The organism is Shewanella gelidii (genome assembly GCF_014647855.1).
Taxonomy (GTDB): domain Bacteria; phylum Pseudomonadota; class Gammaproteobacteria; order Enterobacterales; family Shewanellaceae; genus Shewanella; species Shewanella gelidii.
The window spans coordinates 260,817-283,852 of the sequence record NZ_BMPZ01000004.1; the positions used below are offsets into that span (position 1 = coordinate 260,817).

19 protein-coding genes are annotated in these 23,036 nt (G+C 44.4%); 7 read left to right on the top strand and 12 right to left on the bottom strand.

What is annotated here, in order from left to right; genetic code table 11:
• Window positions 1–24 precede the first annotated feature (24 nt).
• Both rph and pyrE read left to right on the top strand, forming a co-directional pair.
• Window positions 25–738, top strand: a complete 714-nt coding sequence (gene rph / locus IEY18_RS10340; protein WP_188920474.1) for a ribonuclease PH — start codon at window positions 25–27, stop codon at window positions 736–738.
• Window positions 739–822: 84 nt separating this feature from the next.
• The gene (pyrE, locus tag IEY18_RS10345; RefSeq protein ID WP_188920476.1) at window positions 823–1,467 is read left to right on the top strand and encodes an orotate phosphoribosyltransferase; all 645 of its coding nucleotides are present in this window, start codon (window positions 823–825) and stop codon (window positions 1,465–1,467) included.
• A 149-nt stretch (window positions 1,468–1,616) separates the two neighbouring features.
• On the opposite strand, the gene folE is transcribed toward pyrE, so the two are convergent.
• The 6 genes from folE to coaBC form a co-directional block, all read right to left on the bottom strand.
• Window positions 1,617–2,267, bottom strand: a complete 651-nt coding sequence (gene folE, locus IEY18_RS10350) for a GTP cyclohydrolase I FolE (protein WP_188920478.1) — start codon at window positions 2,265–2,267, stop codon at window positions 1,617–1,619.
• Window positions 2,268–2,454: 187 nt separating this feature from the next.
• Window positions 2,455–4,431, bottom strand: coding sequence for an alpha/beta hydrolase family protein (locus IEY18_RS10355; protein ID WP_188920480.1), 1,977 nt, complete (start codon window positions 4,429–4,431; stop codon window positions 2,455–2,457).
• 207 nt (window positions 4,432–4,638) lie between these two features.
• Complete coding sequence (locus IEY18_RS10360; protein ID WP_188920482.1) at window positions 4,639–6,597, bottom strand: alpha/beta hydrolase family protein; 1,959 nt, start codon at window positions 6,595–6,597, stop codon at window positions 4,639–4,641.
• Between the two features lie 316 nt (window positions 6,598–6,913).
• Complete coding sequence (gene slmA, locus IEY18_RS10365; RefSeq protein WP_188920484.1) at window positions 6,914–7,507, bottom strand: nucleoid occlusion factor SlmA; 594 nt, start codon at window positions 7,505–7,507, stop codon at window positions 6,914–6,916.
• 121 nt (window positions 7,508–7,628) lie between these two features.
• On the bottom strand, window positions 7,629–8,087 hold the full coding sequence (gene dut / locus IEY18_RS10370) for a dUTP diphosphatase (protein ID WP_188920486.1): 459 nt from the start codon (window positions 8,085–8,087) through the stop codon (window positions 7,629–7,631).
• A complete protein-coding gene (gene coaBC / locus IEY18_RS10375) occupies window positions 8,084–9,280 on the bottom strand; it encodes a bifunctional phosphopantothenoylcysteine decarboxylase/phosphopantothenate--cysteine ligase CoaBC (RefSeq protein ID WP_188920488.1) in 1,197 nt (398 codons plus the stop codon). Before coaBC ends, dut begins: the two co-directional genes overlap by 4 nt.
• A gap of 155 nt (window positions 9,281–9,435) precedes the next feature.
• Between coaBC and radC the strand changes: the two genes are divergently transcribed.
• The 4 genes from radC to argA all read left to right on the top strand — a co-directional run bounded on the left by radC (window position 9,436) and on the right by argA (window position 12,175).
• Window positions 9,436–10,113, top strand: a complete 678-nt coding sequence (gene radC / locus IEY18_RS10380; RefSeq protein WP_188920490.1) for a RadC family protein — start codon at window positions 9,436–9,438, stop codon at window positions 10,111–10,113.
• Between the two features lie 122 nt (window positions 10,114–10,235).
• Complete coding sequence (rpmB, locus tag IEY18_RS10385; protein ID WP_188920491.1) at window positions 10,236–10,472, top strand: 50S ribosomal protein L28; 237 nt, start codon at window positions 10,236–10,238, stop codon at window positions 10,470–10,472.
• A 6-nt stretch (window positions 10,473–10,478) separates the two neighbouring features.
• Window positions 10,479–10,652 carry a 50S ribosomal protein L33 gene (gene rpmG / locus IEY18_RS10390; protein ID WP_011494790.1) on the top strand — a complete coding sequence of 58 codons (174 nt, stop codon included), beginning with the start codon at window positions 10,479–10,481 and terminating at the stop codon, window positions 10,650–10,652.
• Between the two features lie 200 nt (window positions 10,653–10,852).
• Entirely contained in the window at window positions 10,853–12,175 is a 1,323-nt protein-coding gene (gene argA, locus IEY18_RS10395; RefSeq protein ID WP_188920493.1) for an amino-acid N-acetyltransferase, read from the top strand.
• A gap of 82 nt (window positions 12,176–12,257) precedes the next feature.
• On the opposite strand, the gene rarD is transcribed toward argA, so the two are convergent.
• The gene (gene rarD, locus IEY18_RS10400; RefSeq protein ID WP_188920495.1) at window positions 12,258–13,160 is read right to left on the bottom strand and encodes an EamA family transporter RarD; all 903 of its coding nucleotides are present in this window, start codon (window positions 13,158–13,160) and stop codon (window positions 12,258–12,260) included.
• Between the two features lie 211 nt (window positions 13,161–13,371).
• Entirely contained in the window at window positions 13,372–13,836 is a 465-nt protein-coding gene (locus IEY18_RS10405; protein WP_188920497.1) for a thioesterase family protein, read from the bottom strand.
• Between the two features lie 116 nt (window positions 13,837–13,952).
• Here IEY18_RS10405 and recQ point away from each other — a divergent pair, with 116 nt between their 5' ends.
• Window positions 13,953–15,770 (top strand): DNA helicase RecQ, encoded by a 1,818-nt coding sequence (gene recQ, locus IEY18_RS10410; RefSeq protein ID WP_188920499.1) that lies wholly within the window; start codon window positions 13,953–13,955, stop codon window positions 15,768–15,770.
• Between the two features lie 108 nt (window positions 15,771–15,878).
• On the opposite strand, the gene IEY18_RS10415 is transcribed toward recQ, so the two are convergent.
• From IEY18_RS10415 to IEY18_RS10430, 4 genes are read right to left on the bottom strand one after another with little or no spacing between them, the layout of a single operon-like run.
• Window positions 15,879–17,690, bottom strand: coding sequence for a tetratricopeptide repeat protein (locus tag IEY18_RS10415; protein WP_188920501.1), 1,812 nt, complete (start codon window positions 17,688–17,690; stop codon window positions 15,879–15,881).
• Window positions 17,680–19,470: a diguanylate cyclase domain-containing protein gene (locus tag IEY18_RS10420; protein WP_188920503.1), complete on the bottom strand. Its 1,791-nt coding sequence runs from the start codon at window positions 19,468–19,470 to the stop codon at window positions 17,680–17,682. Before IEY18_RS10420 ends, IEY18_RS10415 begins: the two co-directional genes overlap by 11 nt.
• Window positions 19,460–21,247, bottom strand: a complete 1,788-nt coding sequence (locus IEY18_RS10425) for a PleD family two-component system response regulator (protein WP_188920505.1) — start codon at window positions 21,245–21,247, stop codon at window positions 19,460–19,462. The genes IEY18_RS10420 and IEY18_RS10425 overlap by 11 nt, the downstream gene beginning before the upstream one ends.
• Window positions 21,237–23,024 (bottom strand): tetratricopeptide repeat-containing diguanylate cyclase, encoded by a 1,788-nt coding sequence (locus tag IEY18_RS10430; protein WP_188920507.1) that lies wholly within the window; start codon window positions 23,022–23,024, stop codon window positions 21,237–21,239. Before IEY18_RS10430 ends, IEY18_RS10425 begins: the two co-directional genes overlap by 11 nt.
• Window positions 23,025–23,036: the final 12 nt, after the last annotated feature.

A 23,036-nucleotide genomic window follows, 5' to 3' on the forward strand; every position in this document is an offset into this window, starting at 1 on the left:
ACGGCTATAAAACGGGAACTCATCATGCGTCCAAGCGATAGAACGCCAGCACAAGCTCGCCCAGTTACCATTACACGCCAGTTTACTGCCCATGCAGAAGGCTCAGTGCTTGTCGAATTTGGCGATACCAAAGTATTGTGTACGGCTAGTTTTACTGAAGGCGTTCCACGTTTTTTGAAAGGGCAGGGCCAAGGTTGGGTGACTGCTGAATATGGCATGTTGCCGCGTTCGACCCATAGCCGTATGGATCGTGAAGCAGCCCGAGGTAAGCAGTCTGGTCGTACACAAGAGATCCAGCGTTTAATCGGTCGTTCACTGCGTGCCGCGGTTGATATGAAATCGCTCGGCGAAAATACCATTGTGATTGATTGTGATGTAATTCAAGCTGATGGCGGTACTCGAACGGCGGCGATTACAGGCGCATGTGTTGCCTTAGTTGATGCTTTGAATTGGGCTCGTGGTAAAGGCATTTTGAAGACCAACCCTTTGAAGTTCTTAATTGCGGCGGTCAGCGTTGGCATTTATAAAGGGGAGCCGATTTGCGACCTTGAATATGTTGAAGATAGCGCAGCAGAAACTGATATGAATGTGGTCATGACTGAAACAGGAAAATTGATTGAAATTCAAGGGACTGCAGAAGGTGAACCATTCAGCCACGAAGAATTGCAAGAGCTTTTAGAGTTAGCCAAGCACGGTATACGAGAAATCGTTGACGTACAAAAAGCTTCTTTAAGCTAATCAGGAAAGGGCCCAGAGGGTCCTTTTTTATGAATAAAACCCTACTGTATAAATAAAAATTAAAGATTCGAAAGAGGAAAGCCCGTGAAAGCCTATCAGCGTGAGTTTATTGAATTTGCCCTAGAGCGTCAGGTACTAAGATTTGGTGAGTTTACCCTCAAGTCAGGGCGAGTAAGCCCTTACTTTTTTAATGCGGGTTTATTTAATACCGGTCGTGACTTAGCTCGCCTAGGACGCTTTTACGCTTCAGCGTTGGTGGACGCAGCAATTGACCACGATTTACTCTTTGGCCCTGCTTATAAAGGGATCCCTATTGCAACCACGACGGCAGTTGCCTTAGCCGAGCATCACGATATTGATATGCCATATTGCTTTAATCGTAAAGAGAAGAAAGATCACGGCGAAGGTGGAAGTTTAGTGGGCAGTGAGCTTACCGGGCGAGTCATGTTGGTGGATGATGTGATCACTGCGGGTACAGCTATTCGTGAGTCCATGGAAATTATTGAAGCACATCAAGCCCAGCTCGCAGGCGTGTTGATTGCACTTGACCGCCAAGAGAAAGGTAAGGGTGAGCTATCGGCAATTCAAGAGGTAGAGCGTGACTTTGGTTGTCAGATTGTTTCGATTGTGAAGCTTGGTGATTTAATTGCTTATTTGGCAGAGAAGCCAGGCATGGAAGCACAGTTAGCCGCAGTAAGTGCTTACCGCGATCAATATGGTATTGAGTAAACTACACGCGTTATCTCGCCTGTCTGTATTGCAGGAGATGAGAAAGATTTGATTGTGTAGATCTAAAAAAGCCGCTGTAAATCAGATTTACAGCGGCTTTTTTGTATATGAAATTTGGATAATTGTCAGTAAATATATGTGGACTGTTTTTACTTCGACTGATGCAAGAACTCTGCTCTTGTCGCGGGATTTGACTTGAAGATGCCGCCAAGCGCTGTGGTGGTCGTTGAGCTGGTTGAGTCCATGACTCCACGTGATTTTACGCAGTAATGAACCGCGTCCATTTTAACGGCAACATCCTTGGTTTCTAAGAGCGTTTGAAGCGCGACGAGCACCTGTTGCGTTAAGCGCTCTTGTACTTGCGGTCGCTGGGCAAAAAAGCGGACAATGCGATTAATTTTCGACAAGCCAATAATTTTCTTTCGCGGTAAATAGGCGACAGTTGCCAACCCATCAATGGTGACTAAATGATGTTCGCAAGTGCTGGTGAGGCTGATATCTTGCACGCGTACCATTTCGTCGAAGCCCATCTTGTTATCAATTACGGTGATCTTTGGAAAGTTCTCGTAATTAAGGCCTGAGAATATTTCGTCAACGTACATTTTGGCAATACGGCGCGGGGTTTCTTCTAGACTGTCGTCAGTTAAATCAAGTGACATTAAGGTGAGAATCGCCTTCATGTGCTGTTCTATTTGATCTTTGCGCTCTGCTGCTGAAAGTCCACAAGGCTTCATTGGCGTTTCTAAACCGCGGTCAAGCAATGCGTTTTGCACAAGTTTTGCAGCATCTGATAATGCCATGGGGCCTCCGAAAATAATATCACGAGCGTTCTAGCGTCGATTGAAAAGAGAGAGCTAGATAGCGACGGCTTCGTGGGCTGCGAGAATAGCGTTAATTGGCTTAAATATAAACCCTAAGTTTTTTGAGCTTTTTCAGATATCCATTGAAAAAGCCACCGGGAAGGTGGCTTTTTATGATGGAGAGCAGCTACAGCGCCAAGTTTTCTTTTATGAATCCTAGCATCCTATTGTAGTATTTCGCTTGGTTTTCCGGGTTATAAAGGCCGTGCCCTTCTTTATCAAATATCATTTTTTCGTAAGGATAGTTGGCCTTATCTAGCGCATCGGCGAGTGCTTCATATTGCTCGATTGGGGTTCGCTTATCTTTCTCACCGTGAACCAATAGTAATTTCGCTTTGAGCTTGTTCACGTTGTGACTTGGCGACATTGCTTTTAGCGTTTGCGGATCATTGCCAATCACTTCGGATAAGAAGCTTCCACCAAAGCTAAATGATGGAATATCTCCTTCATTTTTCATGAGCGGCAGATCATAAACACCAGCCATTCCAATAGCACACTTAAATAGGTCTGGTTCGAGAATTGAGCTTTGCAATGCACTATAAGCGCCAAAACTGCCGCCAGCTATACAAATTCGGTTACGGTCAATCCAGCCTTGTTCAATCACATACTTTACGCCATCAATGATATCGTGCTGGACTGCTGTCCCCCATTTCAGGTTGCCGGATTTCTCAAAGGCCTCACCATAGCCAATAGAGCCCCTAAAGTTAACTTGCAACGTCGCAATGCCTTGCTGTGCAAGTAGTTGGGAGTTGGCGTTGTAGAACCAGTAGTCACGAGCAGCGGGGCCGCCGTGGGGTTCGACGACTAATGGTAAGTTCTTATGGTCAATGCCATAGGGCATGGTGATATAACCATGGATGGTTTTTCCGTCTCTGCTTTGGAAAGATATAGGTTTAACGTCGGCAAGATCATCAGGGTTAATCCAAGACGCAATGGACACAATTTTTTGAATCTTGTTTTCTTTCGCTTTATAGAGGTAATAGTCACCAGGGGTTCGATCATTGGTCGCAAAAAGAATTGAAGTCTCGCCATCAAGGGTGTCACTCACCAAATGGAGTTGATGTCCAGGGATTGATTTGAGTAAAGACTTCAAACGTAATGCTTCGCGACTATCTTTGCGTACAAAATCATAAGACGGATAACCATCGACATATTCTACAGCGTACAGCTCATCGGTTTGGTCGTTTTTCCAATACTTGAGCGGATCGACATTTTTGTTGTGAACGATTTTCTCTTGTGACCCAGTTGCAATATTAATGCGGTAGACGGCTTGCGTTTCATTCGGGAGTGCGCCTTTAGCGTAGACATGCTGATTGTCATCGGCAATGCTCAGCAGGCTAAAGTCGGTCAGATTACCTTGAATCGTATTTTCAGGTTGCCATTGACCATCCACTTTTCGATAGGTCTTTATGTCGTTATTTTTATCGGTGCCTGTGGCAAAAATCGGTTGATGATCTTGATCTAAAAGAAAGTTTGCATTCGTGACCGGTGCCGTAGTCACTTTTCGACGCTTTCCAGAGTAAACATTGACTTTATATAGTTGCGGGTGTGTACGAGTCATAAACCCCTTGCTTCCATTGCCGATCGGGTATGCTTTAATAAGCATTGATTTGGCATCATGGGCCAAAGGGCTTCGAATATAGCCTATTGCGCGAATTGATGTATTCTTTTTGATGTTTGTTCCGGTTTGCAATCCGCCAGCAAGCTGACCAAATATGTACTTTGGTTTAGAACCATCGGCATTCACTGCAAAGAGCTCACCATAATACTCGGGCTCCTCTTTCCAGCCGCGGTTATAGACTTTTGAGAGTACGACTCGTTCGTCGTTCACCCAAACGTAATCACCGACTTCTTCGTCGCCACTAAACTTTGCCACATAGGTAGGTTGAAATGTTTTTGCATCAAGAATAACTAAACTCCGTATATTATTGGTGTTCTTGATTAAACTGATGTAGCTGCCTTTGCTAGATATCTTGACTTCAGAAAACTCATAAGGCTTGGTAAACAATTCAACTTGTTTTTGAATATCTTTGGGCATTTTTGCAAAAGCAAAGGCACTAAAAAACATCGCTAAAATTGCGAAAATAATACGAGGGTAAGCCATTAATTAAACCTCCATGTATGAAACGACTATTTACTAATTATTCTAAATGAAACAAGCGAGGCTATCTGAGTGCAGGACGTTAATCAAGCGGTGCCAATATTAAGTTTGAATTGAAGCAACAGTTTGAATTGTTGTGGGAACAAAGTGTTTTAGTTGGAGAGGATAAAAAAGCCACCGGGAAGGTGGCTTTACCTCTGCATAAGCAGATTACAATGCTAGATTGGTCTCAATAAAGCTAAGTAGGGCATCGTAATATTCAGCCCGGCTCTCGGGGGTGTAAAAACCGTGACCGGCTTTAGTCCATATTTTTTTCTCGTACGGGTAATTTGCTTTTTGTAGTGCTTTTTCCATGGCCTCAAATTGCTCCATTGGTGCTCTTTCATCCTCTTCACCGTGAAGTAGCAGCACTTTAGCTTTTAATTTGTCGACGTGGTTTGTCGGTGACATTTCTTTCAAAACTTCAGGGTCATTTCCTAGCACTTCAGTGAGGTAGGCTTCGCCGCCGTAGTAGTCTGGGATATCGCCAGAGTCAAACATTTCCTGCAAATCATAAACACCGGCCGTGCCCACTGCACATTGATATAAATCGGGTGCCAGTGTTGGGGCCATTAATGCAGAATATCCACCAAAACTACCGCCAGAGATACAAATTTTATCTTGATTCGCCCAACCTTGTTCTATGGCGTACTTTGTCGCATCTATAATATCGTATTGGATCTTCGAGCCCCATGCATTATAGCCTGCTTCCTCGAACGCTAATCCATATCCACCAGAGCCACGGAAGTTAACCTGCAATACCGCAATGCCACGTTGTGCCAATAGTTGATTCTCAGAATTAAAACTCCAATAATCTCGAGGGCCATGGGGACCACCATGAGGGTTGACGACAAGCGGAAGGTTTTTCAACGCCTTACCTTTAGGGATGGTGATATACCCATGAATCGTTAATCCGTCACGATTTTTAAAAGAGTAAGGTTTTACCTCTGACATATCTTCTGGCTCTAGCCAGCTTCTTGAAGAAAATAGATAATTTAATTTGACGTTTTTATGATCATATAGATAGTAATCGCCTGGATTTTTATCATTGGATATTCTGATGATTAAGCGCTCACCATCTTGTGTTTGGCTGACGATTGAAACGTAGTGGTCTGGAAACGTAGCTTGTAGTTGTTTTACCGTTTTTGCTTTTTCACTTTTGCTATCGAGAAAGCGGTATTCAGGGTAACCATCATGGAATTGAACGGCATAAAGAAGCTTTGATTGGTAGTCAATATAGTAATCATCGGGGTCAACAACATCATGTTGAATGATTTTTTCTCGCTGATTGGTCGTTAAGTTTATTTTATACAGCGCTCGTGTATTTTCCTGTTCACGACCATATGCATAAATAGCATTATTATCTTCGGTAAATGAGATTGGCCAAAACTCTTTTAAGTCGCCTTGGTAGCGTTCTGCTGTCAACCATTTATCTTCCTGCTCATCGAAGTAATAATTTAGGTCATCATTTTTATCATTTTGAGCGAAACTAAACCGTACTTTCCCATCGTGATCGACTAAAAAATCTGCATTTACAGTCGGTGATGAGGTTAGTTTCTTACGTTTGCCATTATAAACATTAACTTTATATACATCGCTTACCGCGTAGTTAAGGTTATTCCAAGGCCGAGAATGCACAAGTATATATTTTTTGTTTTCTGGCATGCTATCTAAAACAAATGCACTTGCTCGTATGGCCTTGGTTTTATTGACATTGGTTCCAGTACCTCCACCACCTTTATAGCCAAATAAATATTTAGCTTTACGGCCATCGGCATCGACCGCAAATAGTTCTCCATAATAATGGGGGATTTCCTCCCATTTTCTACGGTAAACTTTTTCCATCACAACTCGCTCACTATTTACCCAGTAATAGTCACCCACTTCGCCTTTGCCCTGAAAGTCGACAATGTATGTCGGCTTCAGTGTTTTCATGTCGAGAATGAGCAGTTTGGCGTCATTATTTTCTTCCATGATGACGCTCAGATAATCTCCATTTGGGGAAATCTGGACATTCTGAAACTCAGAGCTTTTACTAAAAGCTTGGATGAGGTCTTGTTTGCCGGCAAATGTCGACCAAGAGCTGCAGAGCGCGAACAGAATGAGGATAATTTTGGCTAGTTGATTCATGGGTTTTCCTTGTCAAAAGCTCCCAGAAGCATAGGTTAACTCCTAGATTTTTTGGGTAGCAGACTTTTTAAATTGTTAAATGGTTTGTGAGCTGTTTGTGTGTGCTGTTTTGATGTTGTTACAGCTTTGTTGGCAGGTTATCCGACCACTTAAACAAATGCAATTTGATAATCGCAAAAATAGAATCTAGCGCACGCCGTATAAGCGACTGTTTTAATAGATGATGGGTATATTTTTTGGGGTTCACATTTTTAATGTGAAATAAAAAAGGGCGACTTAAAAAGCTGCCCTAATCTTGAGAGTTGTTTTAAGCGTTTTAGCTTTGTAGAAGTTGCTGCTGAATAAAGCCCCACTGCTGCTCAAAATGTTGGGTTGGCTTTTGCTTGAATTCACTGCGTACGAACTGAGCGATACGGCCTTCGGCAAAGGCCAAAAGCAGGTTGGCCAGCATGGCTTCATCAAGATTAAACCCTTGCCCATCGCGTAGACTCTTCTCTCGTAGAATTTGTTTGAGGTGAGTTTCAATCTTTGAAAATAACGAATGAATTCGGCTACGCAAGCGCTCATTTTCACCGAGCAGAGCATCGCCATTCAATACGCGAGATATCCCAGGGTTTCGCTCTGCAAAGACTAGCAGCAAATGTAGGACGAGCTGGCAACGTCGCATGGTGTCTTTTTCATCTTCTTGAATCATATTGATGCGAGAGAGTAGTGATTCTTCAATAAATTCAATTAAGCCTTCGAACATACGCGCTTTGCTCGGGAAGTGGCGATATAGTGCCGCTTCCGAGACGCCGACCTCAGCTGCAAGTTTGGCTGTAGTAATGCGTTGACCTGGACTGGTTTCGAGCATTTGTGCGAGAGATTGAAGTATGTGTTCACGACGATTAATTTTAGGGCTAGCAGCCATGAAGTGTTTCCTGCGCTGATTTGGATCAGTATTCGTGTTAGAGGTGCGTTAAGTCGTTGGCACGATTGCGGTTCAACGATTTAGCCACAATCGTGTCAATGACCTTGTTTTTGTTCGCCGCTTATTTGGTGCCAGAGTGACCAAAACCGCCTTCACCACGGTCACTGGTTTCAAACTCGTCCACTAATTTGAACTGTGCTTGGACTACCGGAACAAATACGAGCTGGGCTAGACGGTCACCAATCTCTAGGCTAAACGGCTCGCTGCCTCGGTTCCAGCAAGAGACCATGAGCGGTCCTTGGTAATCGGAGTCAATTAAACCGACGAGGTTACCCAGTACGATTCCATGTTTATGGCCCATGCCTGAACGAGGCAAGATCACCGCAGCAAGACCAGGGTCGGCCACATGGATGGAAATACCGGTTGGGATCAGCTTGGTTTCGCCGGGCGCAATCGTCATCGTGGTATCAATCATGGCGCGTAAGTCCATGCCCGCGCTACCTGGAGTAGCATATGCAGGTAGGGGGAATTCTGTGCCGATTCGAGAGTCGAGTATTTTCAGTTCAATTGGTGTTTTCATTGTTGGTTATATTTTTCTGCAATCAAAGTAAGGAGTTGTTTGGCGATTTCAGTTTTTGGAGCCGTGGCCAGTTCTTGGTGCCCACCCTGCCAAAATACGCTCAGCGCATTGTGATCAGCGTTAAAACCTTGGGATGCAACCGATACATCATTGGCTGCAATCATATCTAAATTTTTGCGTTGAAGCTTATCCATGGCGTATTGCGCCACATTATTTGTTTCTGCAGCAAAACCGACTGTGAACGGTCGTGCAGAATGGCTTGCCACCCCGGCGAGGATATCTGGGTTGCGGACAAGTTCGATGGTCATCTGCTCTTGTGACTTTTTGATTTTGCTATCTGCGATTTTTGCCAACCGGTAATCAGCTACTGCTGCGCAACCAATAAAGATTTGATGAGTTTCCACCTCGGCCATCACGGCCTGCTGCATTTGTTCTGCTGACTCAACGTTTATGCGAGTGACCCCTTGAGGGGTTTTCAGGTGAACAGGTCCACTAACAAGCGTAACCGTCGCGCCAAGCTCTACTGCTGCCGCCGCGAGTGCAAAGCCCATTTTTCCTGAGCTGTGATTGGAGATATAACGCACCGGATCGATTGCTTCTTGTGTGGGACCTGCTGTGAGTAACAACGACGTGCCATCAAGTAGCTTTTCACCAAAAAAACTTTCGGCGCGTTCAGCGATCTCTAATGCTTCTAGCATTCGCCCGGGCCCAACTTCGCCACAGGCTTGACTGCCACTAGCGGGGCCCCAAAGGCTAATGCCGCGTCGTGCAAGGTTGGCTAAGTTGTCTTGAGTGGCCTCATTTAGGTACATCACTTGATTCATCGCAGGGCAAAGTACAAGTGGGGCATCGGTTGCCAAACAAGTGGTGGTAATCAACTCATCTGCCATGCCTGCGTTCACGCGAGCGATCAGGTTGGCCGTTGCGGGCGCAACAATCACGAGGTCAGCCCAGCGAGCGAGTTCAATGTGACCCATGGAGGCCTCCGCGCTTGGGTCTAACAAATCTGACGCTACCGGGTGACCAGATAATGCTTGTAAGGTGAGTGGCGTAATAAACTCCATCGCGCTCTGGCTCATCACTACGCGCACATCTGCACCGCGCTCTTTTAAGCGGCGTACAATATCAGCGCTTTTATAAGCCGCGATACCACCACTGATGCCCAGTAGAATTTTTTTGTTTGATAAGCCCATGAGACAGGTGTTGCTCCAATTTGTCCGCTCTTTGCTTGAATGGCGCTAAAGATATCATAAAGCTGGCGTTTTGGGGGATATAGCATTTCTAAAAATCTGGACCATACTTTATTTTTGTTAAAACGGCGATACTGAGAAATGACAAGGAGTGTCAAATGCCTATAAATGATTGGCCTATGGGTGAGGGGCCGAGAGAAAAGTTATTGGAGAAAGGGGCGTCAGCGTTATCGGATTCAGAATTGTTAGCAGTGCTGCTACGAAGCGGTCTTGCAGGACAAAGCGCCGTAGAGTTGGCGATGACGATGATTCGACAGTTTGGTGGCCTTAGAGGGTTGTTTAGTGCGTCTGAGGGACAAGTATGTCAGCTACCCGGTGTTGGGCCTGTTAAGTTTGCACAATTACAGGCTGCGGCAGAGATTTCTCGACGAATTGCGGCAGAAAATATGCGTCGAGGGCATATTTTGACAAATCCTGATTTAACTCGAGACTATTTAATGCGACAATTGCGGGATCGTTCCTATGAAGTGTTTGCGATACTGTTGTTGGACAGTCAACATCGAGTAATTCAATTTGTAGAAATGTTTCGCGGCACTATCGATTCAGCGTCGGTTTATCCACGTGAAGTGGTGAGCCTTGTTCTTGAGAAAAATGCTGCCGCGGTCATCGTATGCCATAATCATCCGTCTGGTGTTGCAGAGCCAAGCCAGTCGGATAGGCGAATAACTGAGCGATTAAAACATGCACTGGCAACCATAGACGTATCCCTGCTGGATCATATGGTTGTAGGGGATAAAGAGGTTATTTCATTCGCAGAACGCGGATGGATAATTTGATCAATCACTTGATCTTTACTCTTTTATCCTGTATAAAATGCGCCCTCTTTGTGCCTCGGGCGACGGCCATACGAGGCACATTAATGCTCGAGCGTTAAAAATTGTTTTTGGAGAAGATTGACATGTCAAGAGTATGCCAAGTTACTGGCAAGCGACCAATGGTTGGTAACAACCGTTCGCACGCAAAAAACGCGACTCGTCGTCGTTTTTTACCTAACCTACAAAACCACCGTTTTTGGTTAGAAGAAGAAAAGCGTTTCGTACAGCTACGTGTATCTACAAAAGGTATGCGCATCATCGATAAAAAAGGTATTGAAGTCGTCGTTGCTGAACTTCGTGCCCGTGGTGAGAAGGTATAATAAGTCATGGCTAAATCTAAAGGTAACCGTGAGAAGATCAAGCTAGTATCTAGCGCTAAAACTGGTCATTTCTACACGACTGAAAAGAACAAGCGTAACATGCCTGAAAAGATGGAAATCAAGAAGTTTGATCCTGTTATCCGTCAGCACGTTATGTACAAAGAAGCTAAAATCAAGTAATTCTGATTTCACTTCTGAACAAAGGCCCCTTATTGGGGTCTTTTTTTTGCCTGCAAATGATTCCTTCATTATTTTCATTTAACCGTTTCTGTGCGATAAAATTCTTTATTTTTGAATAAAAATTCAATACTATCTCTTGAATATAGATCCATTTTCCATGAGACGGCACTTCTGTCGGCTCAAGAGCGAGGAAGTTAATCGTGCGTACAACTGAATTAGTTGATGGGTTTCGCCATTCAGCCCCCTATGTAAATGCTCACCGTGGCAAGACATTTGTTGTCATGCTGAGTGGGGAGGCTATTGCACAGCAGCAATTCAGAGCCATTATTAATGACATCGCATTGCTTCATAGCTTAGGCATTAAAATTGTCTTGGTATATGGTGCGCGTCCGCAAATTGATGAAGCGCTTTTAGGGCAGAACATTGAAACGGAGTTCCACAAAAGTATCCGCGTGACTCATGAACCTTCTTTAAAGGTGATTAAACAAGTTGCTGGTGCGTTATTGTTTGATATCACGGCTCGATTATCCATGAGCTTAGGAAACACCCCGATGCAGGGGGCGCAAATTAACGTGGTCAGTGGTAACTTCATTACGGCACAACCATTGGGAATCGATAATGGCGTAGATTTTTTGCATACAGGAAAAGTTCGCCGCATTGACACACAAGGTTTGCAAAGACAGCTTGATAACAATGATATCGTTTTGATGGGACCTATTGCTGTGTCGGTCACGGGGGAGAGCTTTAACCTAACGGCGGAAGAAGTTGCTACCCAAGTCGCGATTAAGCTCAAGGCTGATAAGATCATTGGTTTTTGCGCCAACAAAGGAATTGTCAATGATGAGGGCGATGTCATTGCTGAATTGATGCCAATGGAAGCACAGAAAATTCTTCATGAATTTGATCCGAGTGACAATGCTTCTATGGGGATCAGAGCCTTTATGCAGGCCAGTATTGATGCTTGCCGCAACGGCGTGCCCCGTTGTCACTTGGTGAGCTATATGGACGACGGTGCACTACTGCAAGAGTTGTTCTCGCGTGAAGGTATTGGTACCCAGGTGGTTACGGAGAGTGCTGAGCGGCTGCGTCGTGCAACCATTGCTGATATCGCAGGTGTACTTGATCTCATCCGCCCGCTCGAAGAGAAGGGAATTCTGGTTAGGCGTTCTCGCGAGCAGCTAGAGATGGAAATAGAGCAGTTTATGCTTATTGAGCGCGATAACTTAGTGATTGGTTGTGCTGCTTTGTATCCGTTTGAGGAGGCCAATGCTGGTGAATTTGCCTGTTTAGTTGTGCATCCGGATTACCGTGACGCAGATAGGGGAAGTTTATTACTCAATAATATTATTGGCCAAGCAAGGGTGAGGGGTTATCAACGCCTATTTGCGCTGACCACTCGCAGTATTCACTGGTTCTTGGAGCATGGCTTCAATATCGTAGACGTTGATCAGTTGCCGCAGATGAAGCAGCAGTTGTATAACTATCATCGTCGTTCGAAAGTGCTGGCGTTAGATCTGAAGTAAGTCGCGCTTGCTAGTAAAGAATATGCGACCCCAGAAGGGTCGCATTTTTGTTATTGATGCAAAGACAAATTGTAATGCTGATTTAGGTTAATTTTTGTGGTTTGTTTTTGCGACGTCGGTGCAGCATGTCAAAAGTAAAGACGAAGAGTGCGCACCAAATGAACCCAAATGTCACGCCTTTCTCGCCATCAAAGGGTTCACCAAATAAAGAGACCGCCAAAATAAACATGATGCTGGGGCCAATGTATTGGAAAAAACCAAGCATAGACAGTGGAATCCGCACAGCCGCGCCAGCAAAACACAGCAAGGGGACTGTGGTTACGATACCCGCAGCCATCAGCAGTAAATTTGTGTTGAGATCATTGGTAAGCATGTTTGCTGTTTGGCTGTCTTGTGCGAAGACAAGATAGAGAATAGCCACTGGAAATAAGATGGCGGTTTCGACAAGCAATCCAGTTTTAGCATCGACATTGGCTTTTTTGCGCAAAAGGCCATACACCCCAAATGAACTGGCAAGTGCTAATGACAAAACAGGAATAGAGCCAAACGATATAAGCTGAATGAGTACGCCTCCAGCAGCAAGAGCCACTGCAAACCATTGCAGCTTCCTTAGTCTTTCACCAAGAAATAACATTCCAAGGAGGACATTGAATAGCGGATTAATAAAGTAGCCTAATGATGCATCGAGCATGTGGTCATTGTTTACTGCCCAAATAAAAAGCAGCCAATTACCAGCAATGAGCATGGACGTAATGGCCAAAACCCCAAGCCTTTTCGGTTCTTTAAAGAGCAAACGTAGGCGACCAAACCCACCAAAGCCACTCATCAAAATGACCATGAAGATGAAAGACCAAATCACGCGATGGATTAAAATTTCAGTCGCCGAAGTGTCGCCAAGAAGCTTGAAATATAAGGGGGCAAATCCCCAAAAAAAGTAGGCGCAGAGGGCGAGAATAACCCCTTTTTTATGTTCGGCTGCTGGCATGAATTCTGACGAGTAGGAATGGAAGAGCGGATTGTAGGGGGCAATGAATAATTACTCAAGCAAAGTATGCTGATTGTGCTGTCGGAAAAGCAGCAAAATTGTCACCAAAAGTTTGCATCAAATCTGTGAATTATTTTCGGGGCGTATAGACCTCATACCATTATTCAAGGGGCCAAGCTGTAGCCCCTGAATTTGGTGATTGACATCGCAATTAACCGACCATATAAGTTCCGGTGCCAAATGCGATGTGAGTGCCGAGTTCGTTATGAAGCTCCATGCGGCAGACACTCACGCGATTGCCGGCGCGAATGACCTTGCCAGTGGCGCTAAAATGCATGCCACGGCCGGGTCGAAGATAATCTACACGCAGATCGATGGTGCCTAAACTTTGCAGCCTCTCTTGGAGCTCTTCGATGGCCCAATCCGGTTTACTCGCGATAAGCCCTGAAAAAGCAGTCAATCCACCGACAACATCGAGCATGGTTGCCGTTACGCCACCATGAAGGATTTGCTGGTGAACATTACCAATGAGTTCAGGTTTCATTTCTATACTGACTTCAACTGCATCAAGATCGTAGCGCCGAATGCTTAAGCCGAGAAGGTTATGAAAGGGCATTTTCTTGTCAAAAATTTTGGCTACTCTTCGCAGTGTTTCTTCTTGAACTGGTGTTGTCATGATCATCTCCTTCGATAACTGCCTCTTTTTTAAACTAGCTGCAATTGCCAACGAGAGCAAGACAATACCGCAATGGTAGATTAGAATAGCGTCACGCTTTTTATCTATGAGTTTGCATGGAACATCCCGCTGAAAGTCACCAATCTGATCCGCTCGCTTTAAAATTACAGCAAGTCTTTGGTTATCGCAGCTTTCGCGATGGTCAGCGAGAAGTTATTGAGCGCGCGATGGCAGCAGAAGATGGTCTTGTCATTATGCCGACAGGTGGTGGCAAGAGTTTATGTTATCAACTCCCCGCTTTGATGATGCCGGGGGTCACAATTGTCGTATCGCCCTTGATTTCCTTAATGAAAGATCAGGTAGACAGTTTGATTCAAAGCGGTGTCGCCGCAGCGTGTCTCAACTCGTCTATGGCTAGAGAGCAGCATTTAGATGTTCTAAAACAGTTTCGCTTTAATGAATTGAAGTTGTTATATATCTCTCCAGAGCGTTTGTTGCGCCCAGATTTCATTCAGCGGTTACATGAAATTCAAGTTTCAATGTTTGCCATTGATGAGGCCCACTGTATTAGTCAGTGGGGGCATGATTTCCGCCCAGAATATGCAGCATTAGGACAACTTAAGCAGTATTTTCCACATATCCCCATGATGGCATTAACTGCAACTGCAGATAGTGCGACGCGGCAAAGTATTTGTGAGCGATTACAGATTGCTCCACAGGTGCATTTATCGAGTTTTGATCGCCCCAATATCCGCTACACGGTTGCGGAAAAACTCAGTCCTGCGAATCAATTGAGACAATTCATTGTGGCGCAAAAAGGTGCCAGTGGCATTGTCTATTGTGCGAGTCGACGGCGAGTTGATGAAGTGGCATTGCGGCTGCAACAACAAGGAATCAAGGCTGCGCCGTATCATGCGGGGTTACCACAAGAAGAGCGGATCCAGACCCAAGATAGCTTCCTTAAAGATAAGGTCGATATTGTGGTGGCAACGGTTGCTTTTGGTATGGGGATTAATAAGTCCAATGTGCGATTTGTGGTGCACTACGATATTCCAAAAAGCATAGAAGCATACTATCAAGAAACAGGTCGCGCAGGCCGTGATGGTTTGGATGCAGAAGCGCTTTTGTTATTTGATCCTGCAGATATTGGGCGAGTAAAGCACCTTATTGAACAATCAGAGCCTGGGCCACAGCAGCAAGTTGAGTTCCATAAGCTTAACACCGTCGCGGCGTTTGCTGAGGCGCAAACTTGTCGCAGACAGGTATTGCTGCATTACTTCGATGAAAGCGCATCTAAGCCTTGTGGTAACTGTGATATTTGCCTTGACCCACCTAAACGTTACGACGGAACACAGGATGCACAGAAGGTGCTCTCGTGCATTTATCGACTGGGGCAAAAATTCGGGATAAACCATGTCATAGATGTTTTGCGTGGCTCTAAGTCAGCTACTGTTACGGATCGAGGCCATGACAAGCTTTCGACTTGGGGAATTGGTCAAAGTAAAAGTCACGAGTTTTGGCTCAGCATTATTCGACAACTGATCCATTTAGGCTTAGCAAGTCAGGATGTGAGAAGGGGCTCTTCAATACAGTTGAACCCAACGGCAAGACCTGTGCTCAAAGGAGAAGTTGCTTTAATGCTGGCGGAGCCGCGTATTGTGATGAATGCCATTCAGCGCCGAACTAGCCCTCGCGCACCATTAAACTTTGACCGTAAGCTTTTAGCTCGTCTCAAAGTGCTTCGCAGAAGTATTGCAGAAGATATCGATGTCCCTCCTTACTTGGTATTCAATGATGCGTCTTTAACTGAAATGGCTGCAATGGTCCCCACTACCGCCGCCGAACTGTTGGCTGTTAATGGCGTCGGAGAACGTAAGCTTGAACGATTTGGACATGACTTTTTAGATGAGATTGCGGAATATTTGACGGAGTAAAGATTACGGGGTCATTGGCTATACGACTTGTTGTCGCTTTGTGACGACTCGGGTTGAAATAAAGCGCGCCAATACGAAGCTGGTTAATCCTGCACGTCTATCTTCTTTTTAGTCTGTGTGGCTCTGGGCTGCGCGAAGCTGCTTGCGTTGAGCCGCGCGCGCGCGTTCTATGAGGGTTGCTAATGTATCTGTTGCTTGCAATGTACTGACCCCACACCGCACGACTTTAGGTATGCTTTGATATCCGTATTTTGATTCTTGCCAAGCTTGAATCGTGGCACAAATCTGCGTTGCAATGTTGTGCGCGCCTGACATGGAAGTTAAGGGGAGCACCAATAAAACTTGCTCTGCGCCATATTGAACGCAGATATCCTGAGCTCTTATCTTTTCTTTTAATCGTTCGATAACCTGAGGAAGCTCGGCAGTATTCAATCTGCTTGTTTCAAGTAAGATGATTGCTAGAGGCTCGTTGGCGTGTTTGGTTCGGCTGAGCATCAACTCTAGCTTTTGGTTGATACTCATTGAACCATCAAAAGGTAAAGAGTGGTTGAGAAAGCGAAGGTTGCTTCGATTGGTAAACTGCCATACGAGTATGGCGAGGAGGAGCACTCCAAGGACAAATATTAGGAAATAGATTCGGCTTAATCTAGACTCTACTTTTTGTATATTTGCTTGAGACAATTTCTCTGTATGGCTTTGAGGGGAGCTCTTTTGCCTCAATCGAGCTTGATGTTGTGCCAGACGTAAGTGGTTGAGCTGTTGGTTTTTTTCGAAGATAGCTTGATTATGTTTTGTTAGATAATCATGGGCTAACTGATATTTTTCTTCTTGCGCATAATGGTCGGCCAATATTTGAAAGAAAAACGCTAAATCAGAATGCTGCTGAAGCAATTCTCCTTGTTTGATAGCGTCAGCCATCAATTGCACGGCTTGATGGCTGTCCCCTTGGGCAAATTTTATCTGAGCAAGCAGCTGGCTGAGTCGCATGGCTTGAGTGGGGTTGTTGAGTTTCTTACGTATTTCCATTGCTTGCTGGGCAAGTGCGGCAGCTTCTGGGTAGTTGCCTTGGGCGAATTCAATTGCTGCGATTTTGCTAAAGCTCATAGCGACGTATTCAGGTGGAAAGTCGGATTGCACAATGGTGTGTTGTGCTTCTTGAAGTACAACGTCTCCTTCGATTTTTTTGTTTAGAGCGAAATATATCCTGGCCAAATCAATTTGAAATTCATGGTAGAGCATGCCTTTGGGGTCACTGTGGGCAAGGCTTAGCTGGGTATAGCGCAGTGCTTGAGTGAAGTCGTCTGTCGAATACAGTAAGCGAGCCATCGCGGCGTAAATGAGTTCTAGCGGGGGAGTCGACCACCCACTGGGTTTCGGCTGTAGATCTGAATAAATGTCTAGTGCAAGCCGGATATCTTCAATTGCTGATGCAAGATTCTCCAATGAAGCATCGAGCGTTCCTCTTTGATACAACGAGTTGACTAATGCGTGCGGTTGCTGGTGGCTTTTCGCTAACAATGTCGCGGAATCTAATAGAGTTAGGGCAACCTTATAGTTCCCTTGGCGTCGATGAGCGCCCGCTATGCAGTTTAAGAAGTATGGACGTATTTGCTCTAGGTTTAACAACTTGGATTGTGCATCTCCCATTTGCCCAAGCTCTATTGCGGCTTGGGTCTGACCTGTCGCTGATAGCGCATTGCATTTGGTGAGGGAAAACCGAAGTCGAGTCGCGTTGCTTGCGGGTTGAGTTTTTAATTGTTGTTCAAGCTTCAGTGTTGCCTTGAGTGCGGCATCTGAGTTTTGAAAAACTAATGTATCGATTGAGTCCATTGAGGTCATGGCTGCGGTATCAGCTTGATTGGCCATCAAGGCTGTGGGTAGCCAAACAAGAAGGGTAAGCAGTAAAGTTCTAGCGACCATGCTTGACATCCTGATGCTTTGCTTTGTTCAGCCGGTTAATATTTGCGCGCTTGATTAAAGATGGCAAGGTGTCAAAAGGCTGCAAGCTCCCAATGCCAATAGAAATTTGAGTATCAGATTGCCAATTTGAAATGGTATTACTGAGTTGCTGACTCACGAACTCTGCGCCTTTTTCTGTTGTATAAGGTAGCGCGATGATGACTTGGCTAGAGCTATAGCGAAGCAATAGATCTTGTGAGCGTAGCGATTGTTTAAGCTCGTCTAATCGTTGGGGTAAATCCACTTGCCGAATGTTTGTGATATCAAGTAAAACCAACGAAAGTGGCCTACGTGACTTGAGGGCATTGTCAAATATGGACTCTAACTTTTGCTCACGAGTAATTGGGCTGGCCGATGCTGTGGCGCGCGCGAGTGCTAGCCCTCGGTTTCGCTGTACTAAACTAAAAATAAATAAAATGATAATAACAAGGCTAAGCGTAAACGTGAGCCGGTAAGCCCAGGTGAGCTGGATGGATTTTTGCGTGGTTTGCTGAAGTACGGATTGCTGGTTTTCTGCTTGCGCAAGATGGTGTTGGTTCAACCGGGCTTTGAATTGTAACAAGCGTGTATCATTGAGTTTCTTATTCACCTTTTTATTAGCTAACTGCTGTTTTACCAAATAGTGAAAGGCTAATTTGTATTGATTTTGCTTTTCGTAATGAGCAGCCAATATTTCATAGAAAATGCTCAAGTCAAAATGCAGATGACGCTTTTCTCCCTGTTCAATCGCAAATAACATTAACCTTATTGCGTGCTCATCCTCGCCAAGAGCAAACTTGATTTGGGCTAGAAGTCGACTCGTTCGCATGAGTTCAATATTGTTTTCTAGTTTTTTAAAAATCTCTTGGCTTTTTAAAACTAACTGTTGAGCGGTTAAGTAATTTCCTCGGCTAAATTCGATTGACGAAATGATTGCATAGCTAAATCCAAGTACAAGTGGGGGGAATTGTTCTTGTGAGAGTTGAGATGTCGCAATCAACAGTGCTTGCTCTCCTTTTTTGTTCTCCCTTGCATCAAAATATAGCCTTGAAATATTGCGGTGCAAAATATGGCTAAGCATCCCTGTTGTTTCTTCTTGCGCTATGCTTAATTCTGCGAAAACAATCGCTTGTTTAAAGTCTCCAGTCGTGTGCAATAAGTTAGACATTGCTGCATGTAATAAAGCCAAAGGCGGGCGTGACCATTGAATATCATCTGATTTCACTTCTGAGTATATATCGAGTGCGTTTTTTAAGTCTTGAATTGCTGAAGCATAATTGTCTGAGAAAGTATCTAATTGAGCTCGTTGATATAGCGCGGTGATTAGTGCGTCTGATTGTTGGTACTCCTTGGCAAGTTTTGCCGCGGAATCAAAGATTGGTAATGCTATTTTGTAATTATCAAGGTTGGCATGTGCAATGGCTAAACAATTTAAAAAGTAAGGTCGAGCGCGCTCCAGCTTGAGTTGTCTTGATTGAACGTCACCAGTTTGTGCGACTTCGATGGCTGATTTGAATTTACCAGACTCTACAAGAACTAAGCATTCCATTAGAGTCGCACGTAAGGTGGTGATGTCTTCAACATTTTCGTTTTTGATCAAGCGCTTTAGGTTGGCCAATTTATCGGAAGCGCTTTGAATATCTTGAAATATCAATGCATCGAGAGTATCCATAACTGCCTTGGCTTCTTCATCTGCGTTATTTACAGCAAACGCAAGAGCGCACCACAACCATAAGCTTAAAGTGGCAAGCCTAATGGCCATTATGGGTCTCCATTTTCACCTTGTTGAGACGGCTTATACTGGCACGCCTAACCATTGAGGCAAGTGTATCGAACTGTTGAAGACTAGCGATACCAATATTGACTGCGGCTTGAGGTTGCCACCTTTTGATGAGTGTTGTGAGTTGTTCACCTACAAATATTGCCCCATTGTTAGCTGTATATTGCAGCAACACCACAACTTGATTACTGGTAAAGCGCAAAACGATATCTTGTTCCCGTAGTTTTAATTTGAGTTCATCGAGCATTTGCGGCAAATCGACTTGGCGGATGTTGCTGGTATCGATGAGAAGCAAGCTTAAAGGGGAGTCTGCTTTTTTAGCACTGCTCATGATCGCTTCTAGCTTCTGATTGACGGGTAAAGTCTCTGAAAGAGGTAACGGGTCGCTAAGATAATTTCGATTGCTGCGATGGACTAAATACCAAATAAAAATCGTAACGAGCATTAGAGTCAGAATAAAGATGACACCGTATGCCCAATTGAGTTGACTCGTATGGCCTTGAGTGCGCTGATTCATGGATTGCTGTGCTTGAGCTTGAGAAAGATCATGCTGGTTTAAGCGGGCTTTATATTGAATAAATCGCGCATCGTTCAGCTGCTTATTAGCCTGTGTGCTTGCTTGGTTTTGCTTATTCAGAAAACTATACGCTAATCTATATTCCTGTTGCTGAGCATAATGCGTAGCCATCAAATGGTAAAAATAGCTCAAATCAGCATGCAATTGGCGCATTTCAGCCTCTTGAATCGCGAAACTCATTAACTCAATTGCTCGTACATGCTCACCTAGCGCAAATTTTATTTGCGCTAATAGCCTACTCGTTCGCATAATTTCTAAACTTCTATTGAGAGTTTTGAAGATACGCTGACTTTTTAATACAAGTCGCTCTGCTTCTTGGTAGTTCTTTCGACTTAGCTCAATAGAGGAGAGTGTAGCGTAGCTGAACCCGAGAACTAGCTTTGTAAAGTTGCCTTCTGTCAGTTGTGACTTTGCAATTTGAAGTGCCAATTCACCAGCTTCTTCGTTACCTGCATCAAAATACATTCTTGATATATTGCGTTGTAATGTGTGGCTAAGCATGCCCACGGTTTCTTTTTGGGCTAAGCTCAATTTCGCATAGTGTATCGCTTGCTCAAAATCACCTGTGGCATGGAGGAGGTTGGCCATTGCGGCGTAAATTAGCGCTAAAGGGGGGCGTGACCAATGCGTGTTACGAGTTTTTACTTCTGAATATATATCAAGCGTGACCCTTAAATCTTCAATTGCTGATGTGAAGTTGTCTGAGTAAGTATCAATCTGTGCTCGCTGATATAGTGCAGTGATGAGTGCGTCTGGTTGTTGATATTGCTTAGCAAGAGATGCAGCAGAGTCAAACAGCGGTAAAGCAACTTTATAGTTATCGAGACTAGCGTGAGCAATAGCTAAGCAGTTTAAAAAATAAGGACGAGCATGCTCGAACTTCATTAATTTTGCTTGTGCGTCCCCTGTTTGGGCTATTTTTATAGCTGCTTGGAAATCTCCCGACTCTACCAGGACATTGCATTTCATAAGGCTTACACGCAAGCGGGTTTTGTTTTGAACACTTTGCTTATTGATTAAATGCTCTAATGTCGCCATTTTATTCGATGCAGCTTGCGGATCTTGAAATATTAGTGCGTCCAGTAAATCCATAATATTAGACGCATCTTTGTCTGCTTGGCTGATGGCTAGTGCCTTCGATGTCCAAAATAATATGAAAAACAATAGAACTCTAAAGAACATTGTTTGAATCCACATTTTTTCGTTTGGTGAGCCTGTTTACACTTGCCCTTCTGACCATTGACGGCAGAGTATCAAATTGCTGTAAGCTAGCAATGCCAATGTTTACCGGCGTATCAGGCTGCCATGCTTTAATCTGAGATGTAAGTTGTTCACCGACAAATTCGGCACCATTAGTGGAGGTATAAGGCAGTACCACTACAGCTTGGTCTGTGGCAAAACGAACGAGCAAATCCTGCTCGCGAAGTTTTTCTTTCAGTTCATCAAGCATTACTGGCAAATCTACTTGGCGGATATTACCCGTATCAATGAGTAGCAATGACATTGGAGAGTTTGATTTTTTGGCGCTATTGAGCATGGCATCCAGTTTTTGATTGGTAGGCAGCGCGTCATCAATAGGCAATGGGTCATTAAGGTAGCGTTGATTAGAACGATTGATCAGGTACCAAATTAAAATTGCGATCAGTAGCATGCCAAGAACAAAGATGATGCTGTAGGCCCAGCTCAGTTGTGTGGTCTTATCTTGTGAGTGCTGACTGATCGATTGTTGTGCTTGGGTCTGCGCTAAGTCATGTTGATTGAGGCGGGCTTTGTATTGAATAAACCGTGCATCATTCAGTCTGTCTGTAGCGGCATTTTGTGCCTGATACTGTAATTGTTGGTATTCAAAAGCTTTCTCATAATTATTTGTATCTGCGTAATGGTTAATCATGATCTGGTAGAAATAAACGAGATCATAAAACTGTTTGAGTTCTACCCCTTGATGAATGGCTTCTTGCATCAATTGTAAGGCTTGTTCAGGCTCCCCTTTGGCAAATTTGATTTGAGCCAGTAATCGTTTGGAGCGCATGACTAAGGTTTTTTTATTTGTACTTTTAAATGTTGAAGAAGCTAATTGTGTTAGTTGTTCAGCACTTTCAAGGCGGCCGCGGCTTAAGTCAATTGAAGCTATAATGGCATAACTAGAAGCTATATCGATTGGCCCAGTTAGTTGCGACATCATCGCTCTTGCTTGTGCGAGGAGCTGCTCGCCACGTGCAGTGTCGTCATTATCAAAGTGCATTTTTGCTGCATTTCTTACCAGAACATGACGTACTTTCCCTTCTACATCTGTGGATTGTATTGCTAAATTGGAGTAGTGAATGGCCTGCTTGAGATCGCCAGATACGTAGAATAAATTACCCATCGCACCATAAATATAGGCGATGGGTGGCCAGCTCCAGTTTCTTGCTTGAGTTGAAAGATCTGGGTATATGTCTAGTGCCAATCTAAGGTCTTCGATTGCAGCTCCGAAGTTCTCTGTATCTGTGTCAATTTGTCCTCTTTGCCTGAGTGCGTTCACGAGTGCTTGGGGTTGTTGGTACTGTTTTGCAAGGCGGATGGCGGCATCGAACAATGGAAGTGCCACCTTGAGATTTCCCGTGCTTGTGTGGGCGTCAGCGAGGCAGTTGAGAAAGTATGGTCGTGCTTCTTCAAGGCGCAGCAGCTTTGCTTGGGCATCACCCATTTGTGCCACATTGATAGCGGCTTTTGTTTCCCCAAGCTCCATGAGAGCTTCACACTTGAGCAGGTTGAGTCTCAGGCGAGTAATGTCACTACGGGAATGTTGTTCTAGTGCTTGCTCTAACTCGGATATTTGAACCATCGCTTTGTCAGCATACTGATAAATCAGCTGATTAAGGTCATCCATTTGGGCATGGGCGTCTTCGTTAGAAATGCTTTGGGAGAAAGCTGTGGGTACCCATAAAAGTAAGCACAAAACAATCTGTCTAAATTCCATTTAATTTGTCCG

Excerpts from the sequence above, each read along its gene's own strand:
- IEY18_RS10405 (WP_188920497.1), bottom strand. The coding sequence starts at position 13,836 with ATGACAACACCAGTTCAAGAAGAAACACTGCGAAGAGTAGCCAAAATT.
- recQ (WP_188920499.1), top strand. The coding sequence starts at position 13,953 with ATGGAACATCCCGCTGAAAGTCACCAATCTGATCCGCTCGCTTTAAAA.
- IEY18_RS10355 (WP_188920480.1), bottom strand. The coding sequence starts at position 4,431 with ATGGCTTACCCTCGTATTATTTTCGCAATTTTAGCGATGTTTTTTAGT.
- IEY18_RS10415 (WP_188920501.1), bottom strand. The coding sequence starts at position 17,690 with ATGGTCGCTAGAACTTTACTGCTTACCCTTCTTGTTTGGCTACCCACA.
- rarD (WP_188920495.1), bottom strand. The coding sequence starts at position 13,160 with ATGCCAGCAGCCGAACATAAAAAAGGGGTTATTCTCGCCCTCTGCGCC.
- slmA (WP_188920484.1), bottom strand. The coding sequence starts at position 7,507 with ATGGCTGCTAGCCCTAAAATTAATCGTCGTGAACACATACTTCAATCT.
- dut (WP_188920486.1), bottom strand. The coding sequence starts at position 8,087 with ATGAAAACACCAATTGAACTGAAAATACTCGACTCTCGAATCGGCACA.
- IEY18_RS10425 (WP_188920505.1), bottom strand. The coding sequence starts at position 21,247 with ATGTTCTTTAGAGTTCTATTGTTTTTCATATTATTTTGGACATCGAAG.
- IEY18_RS10360 (WP_188920482.1), bottom strand. The coding sequence starts at position 6,597 with ATGAATCAACTAGCCAAAATTATCCTCATTCTGTTCGCGCTCTGCAGC.
- rpmB (WP_188920491.1), top strand. The coding sequence starts at position 10,236 with ATGTCAAGAGTATGCCAAGTTACTGGCAAGCGACCAATGGTTGGTAAC.
- rph (WP_188920474.1), top strand. The coding sequence starts at position 25 with ATGCGTCCAAGCGATAGAACGCCAGCACAAGCTCGCCCAGTTACCATT.
- coaBC (WP_188920488.1), bottom strand. The coding sequence starts at position 9,280 with ATGGGCTTATCAAACAAAAAAATTCTACTGGGCATCAGTGGTGGTATC.
- folE (WP_188920478.1), bottom strand. The coding sequence starts at position 2,267 with ATGGCATTATCAGATGCTGCAAAACTTGTGCAAAACGCATTGCTTGAC.
- rpmG (WP_011494790.1), top strand. The coding sequence starts at position 10,479 with ATGGCTAAATCTAAAGGTAACCGTGAGAAGATCAAGCTAGTATCTAGC.
- IEY18_RS10420 (WP_188920503.1), bottom strand. The coding sequence starts at position 19,470 with ATGGCCATTAGGCTTGCCACTTTAAGCTTATGGTTGTGGTGCGCTCTT.
- IEY18_RS10430 (WP_188920507.1), bottom strand. The coding sequence starts at position 23,024 with ATGGAATTTAGACAGATTGTTTTGTGCTTACTTTTATGGGTACCCACA.
- radC (WP_188920490.1), top strand. The coding sequence starts at position 9,436 with ATGCCTATAAATGATTGGCCTATGGGTGAGGGGCCGAGAGAAAAGTTA.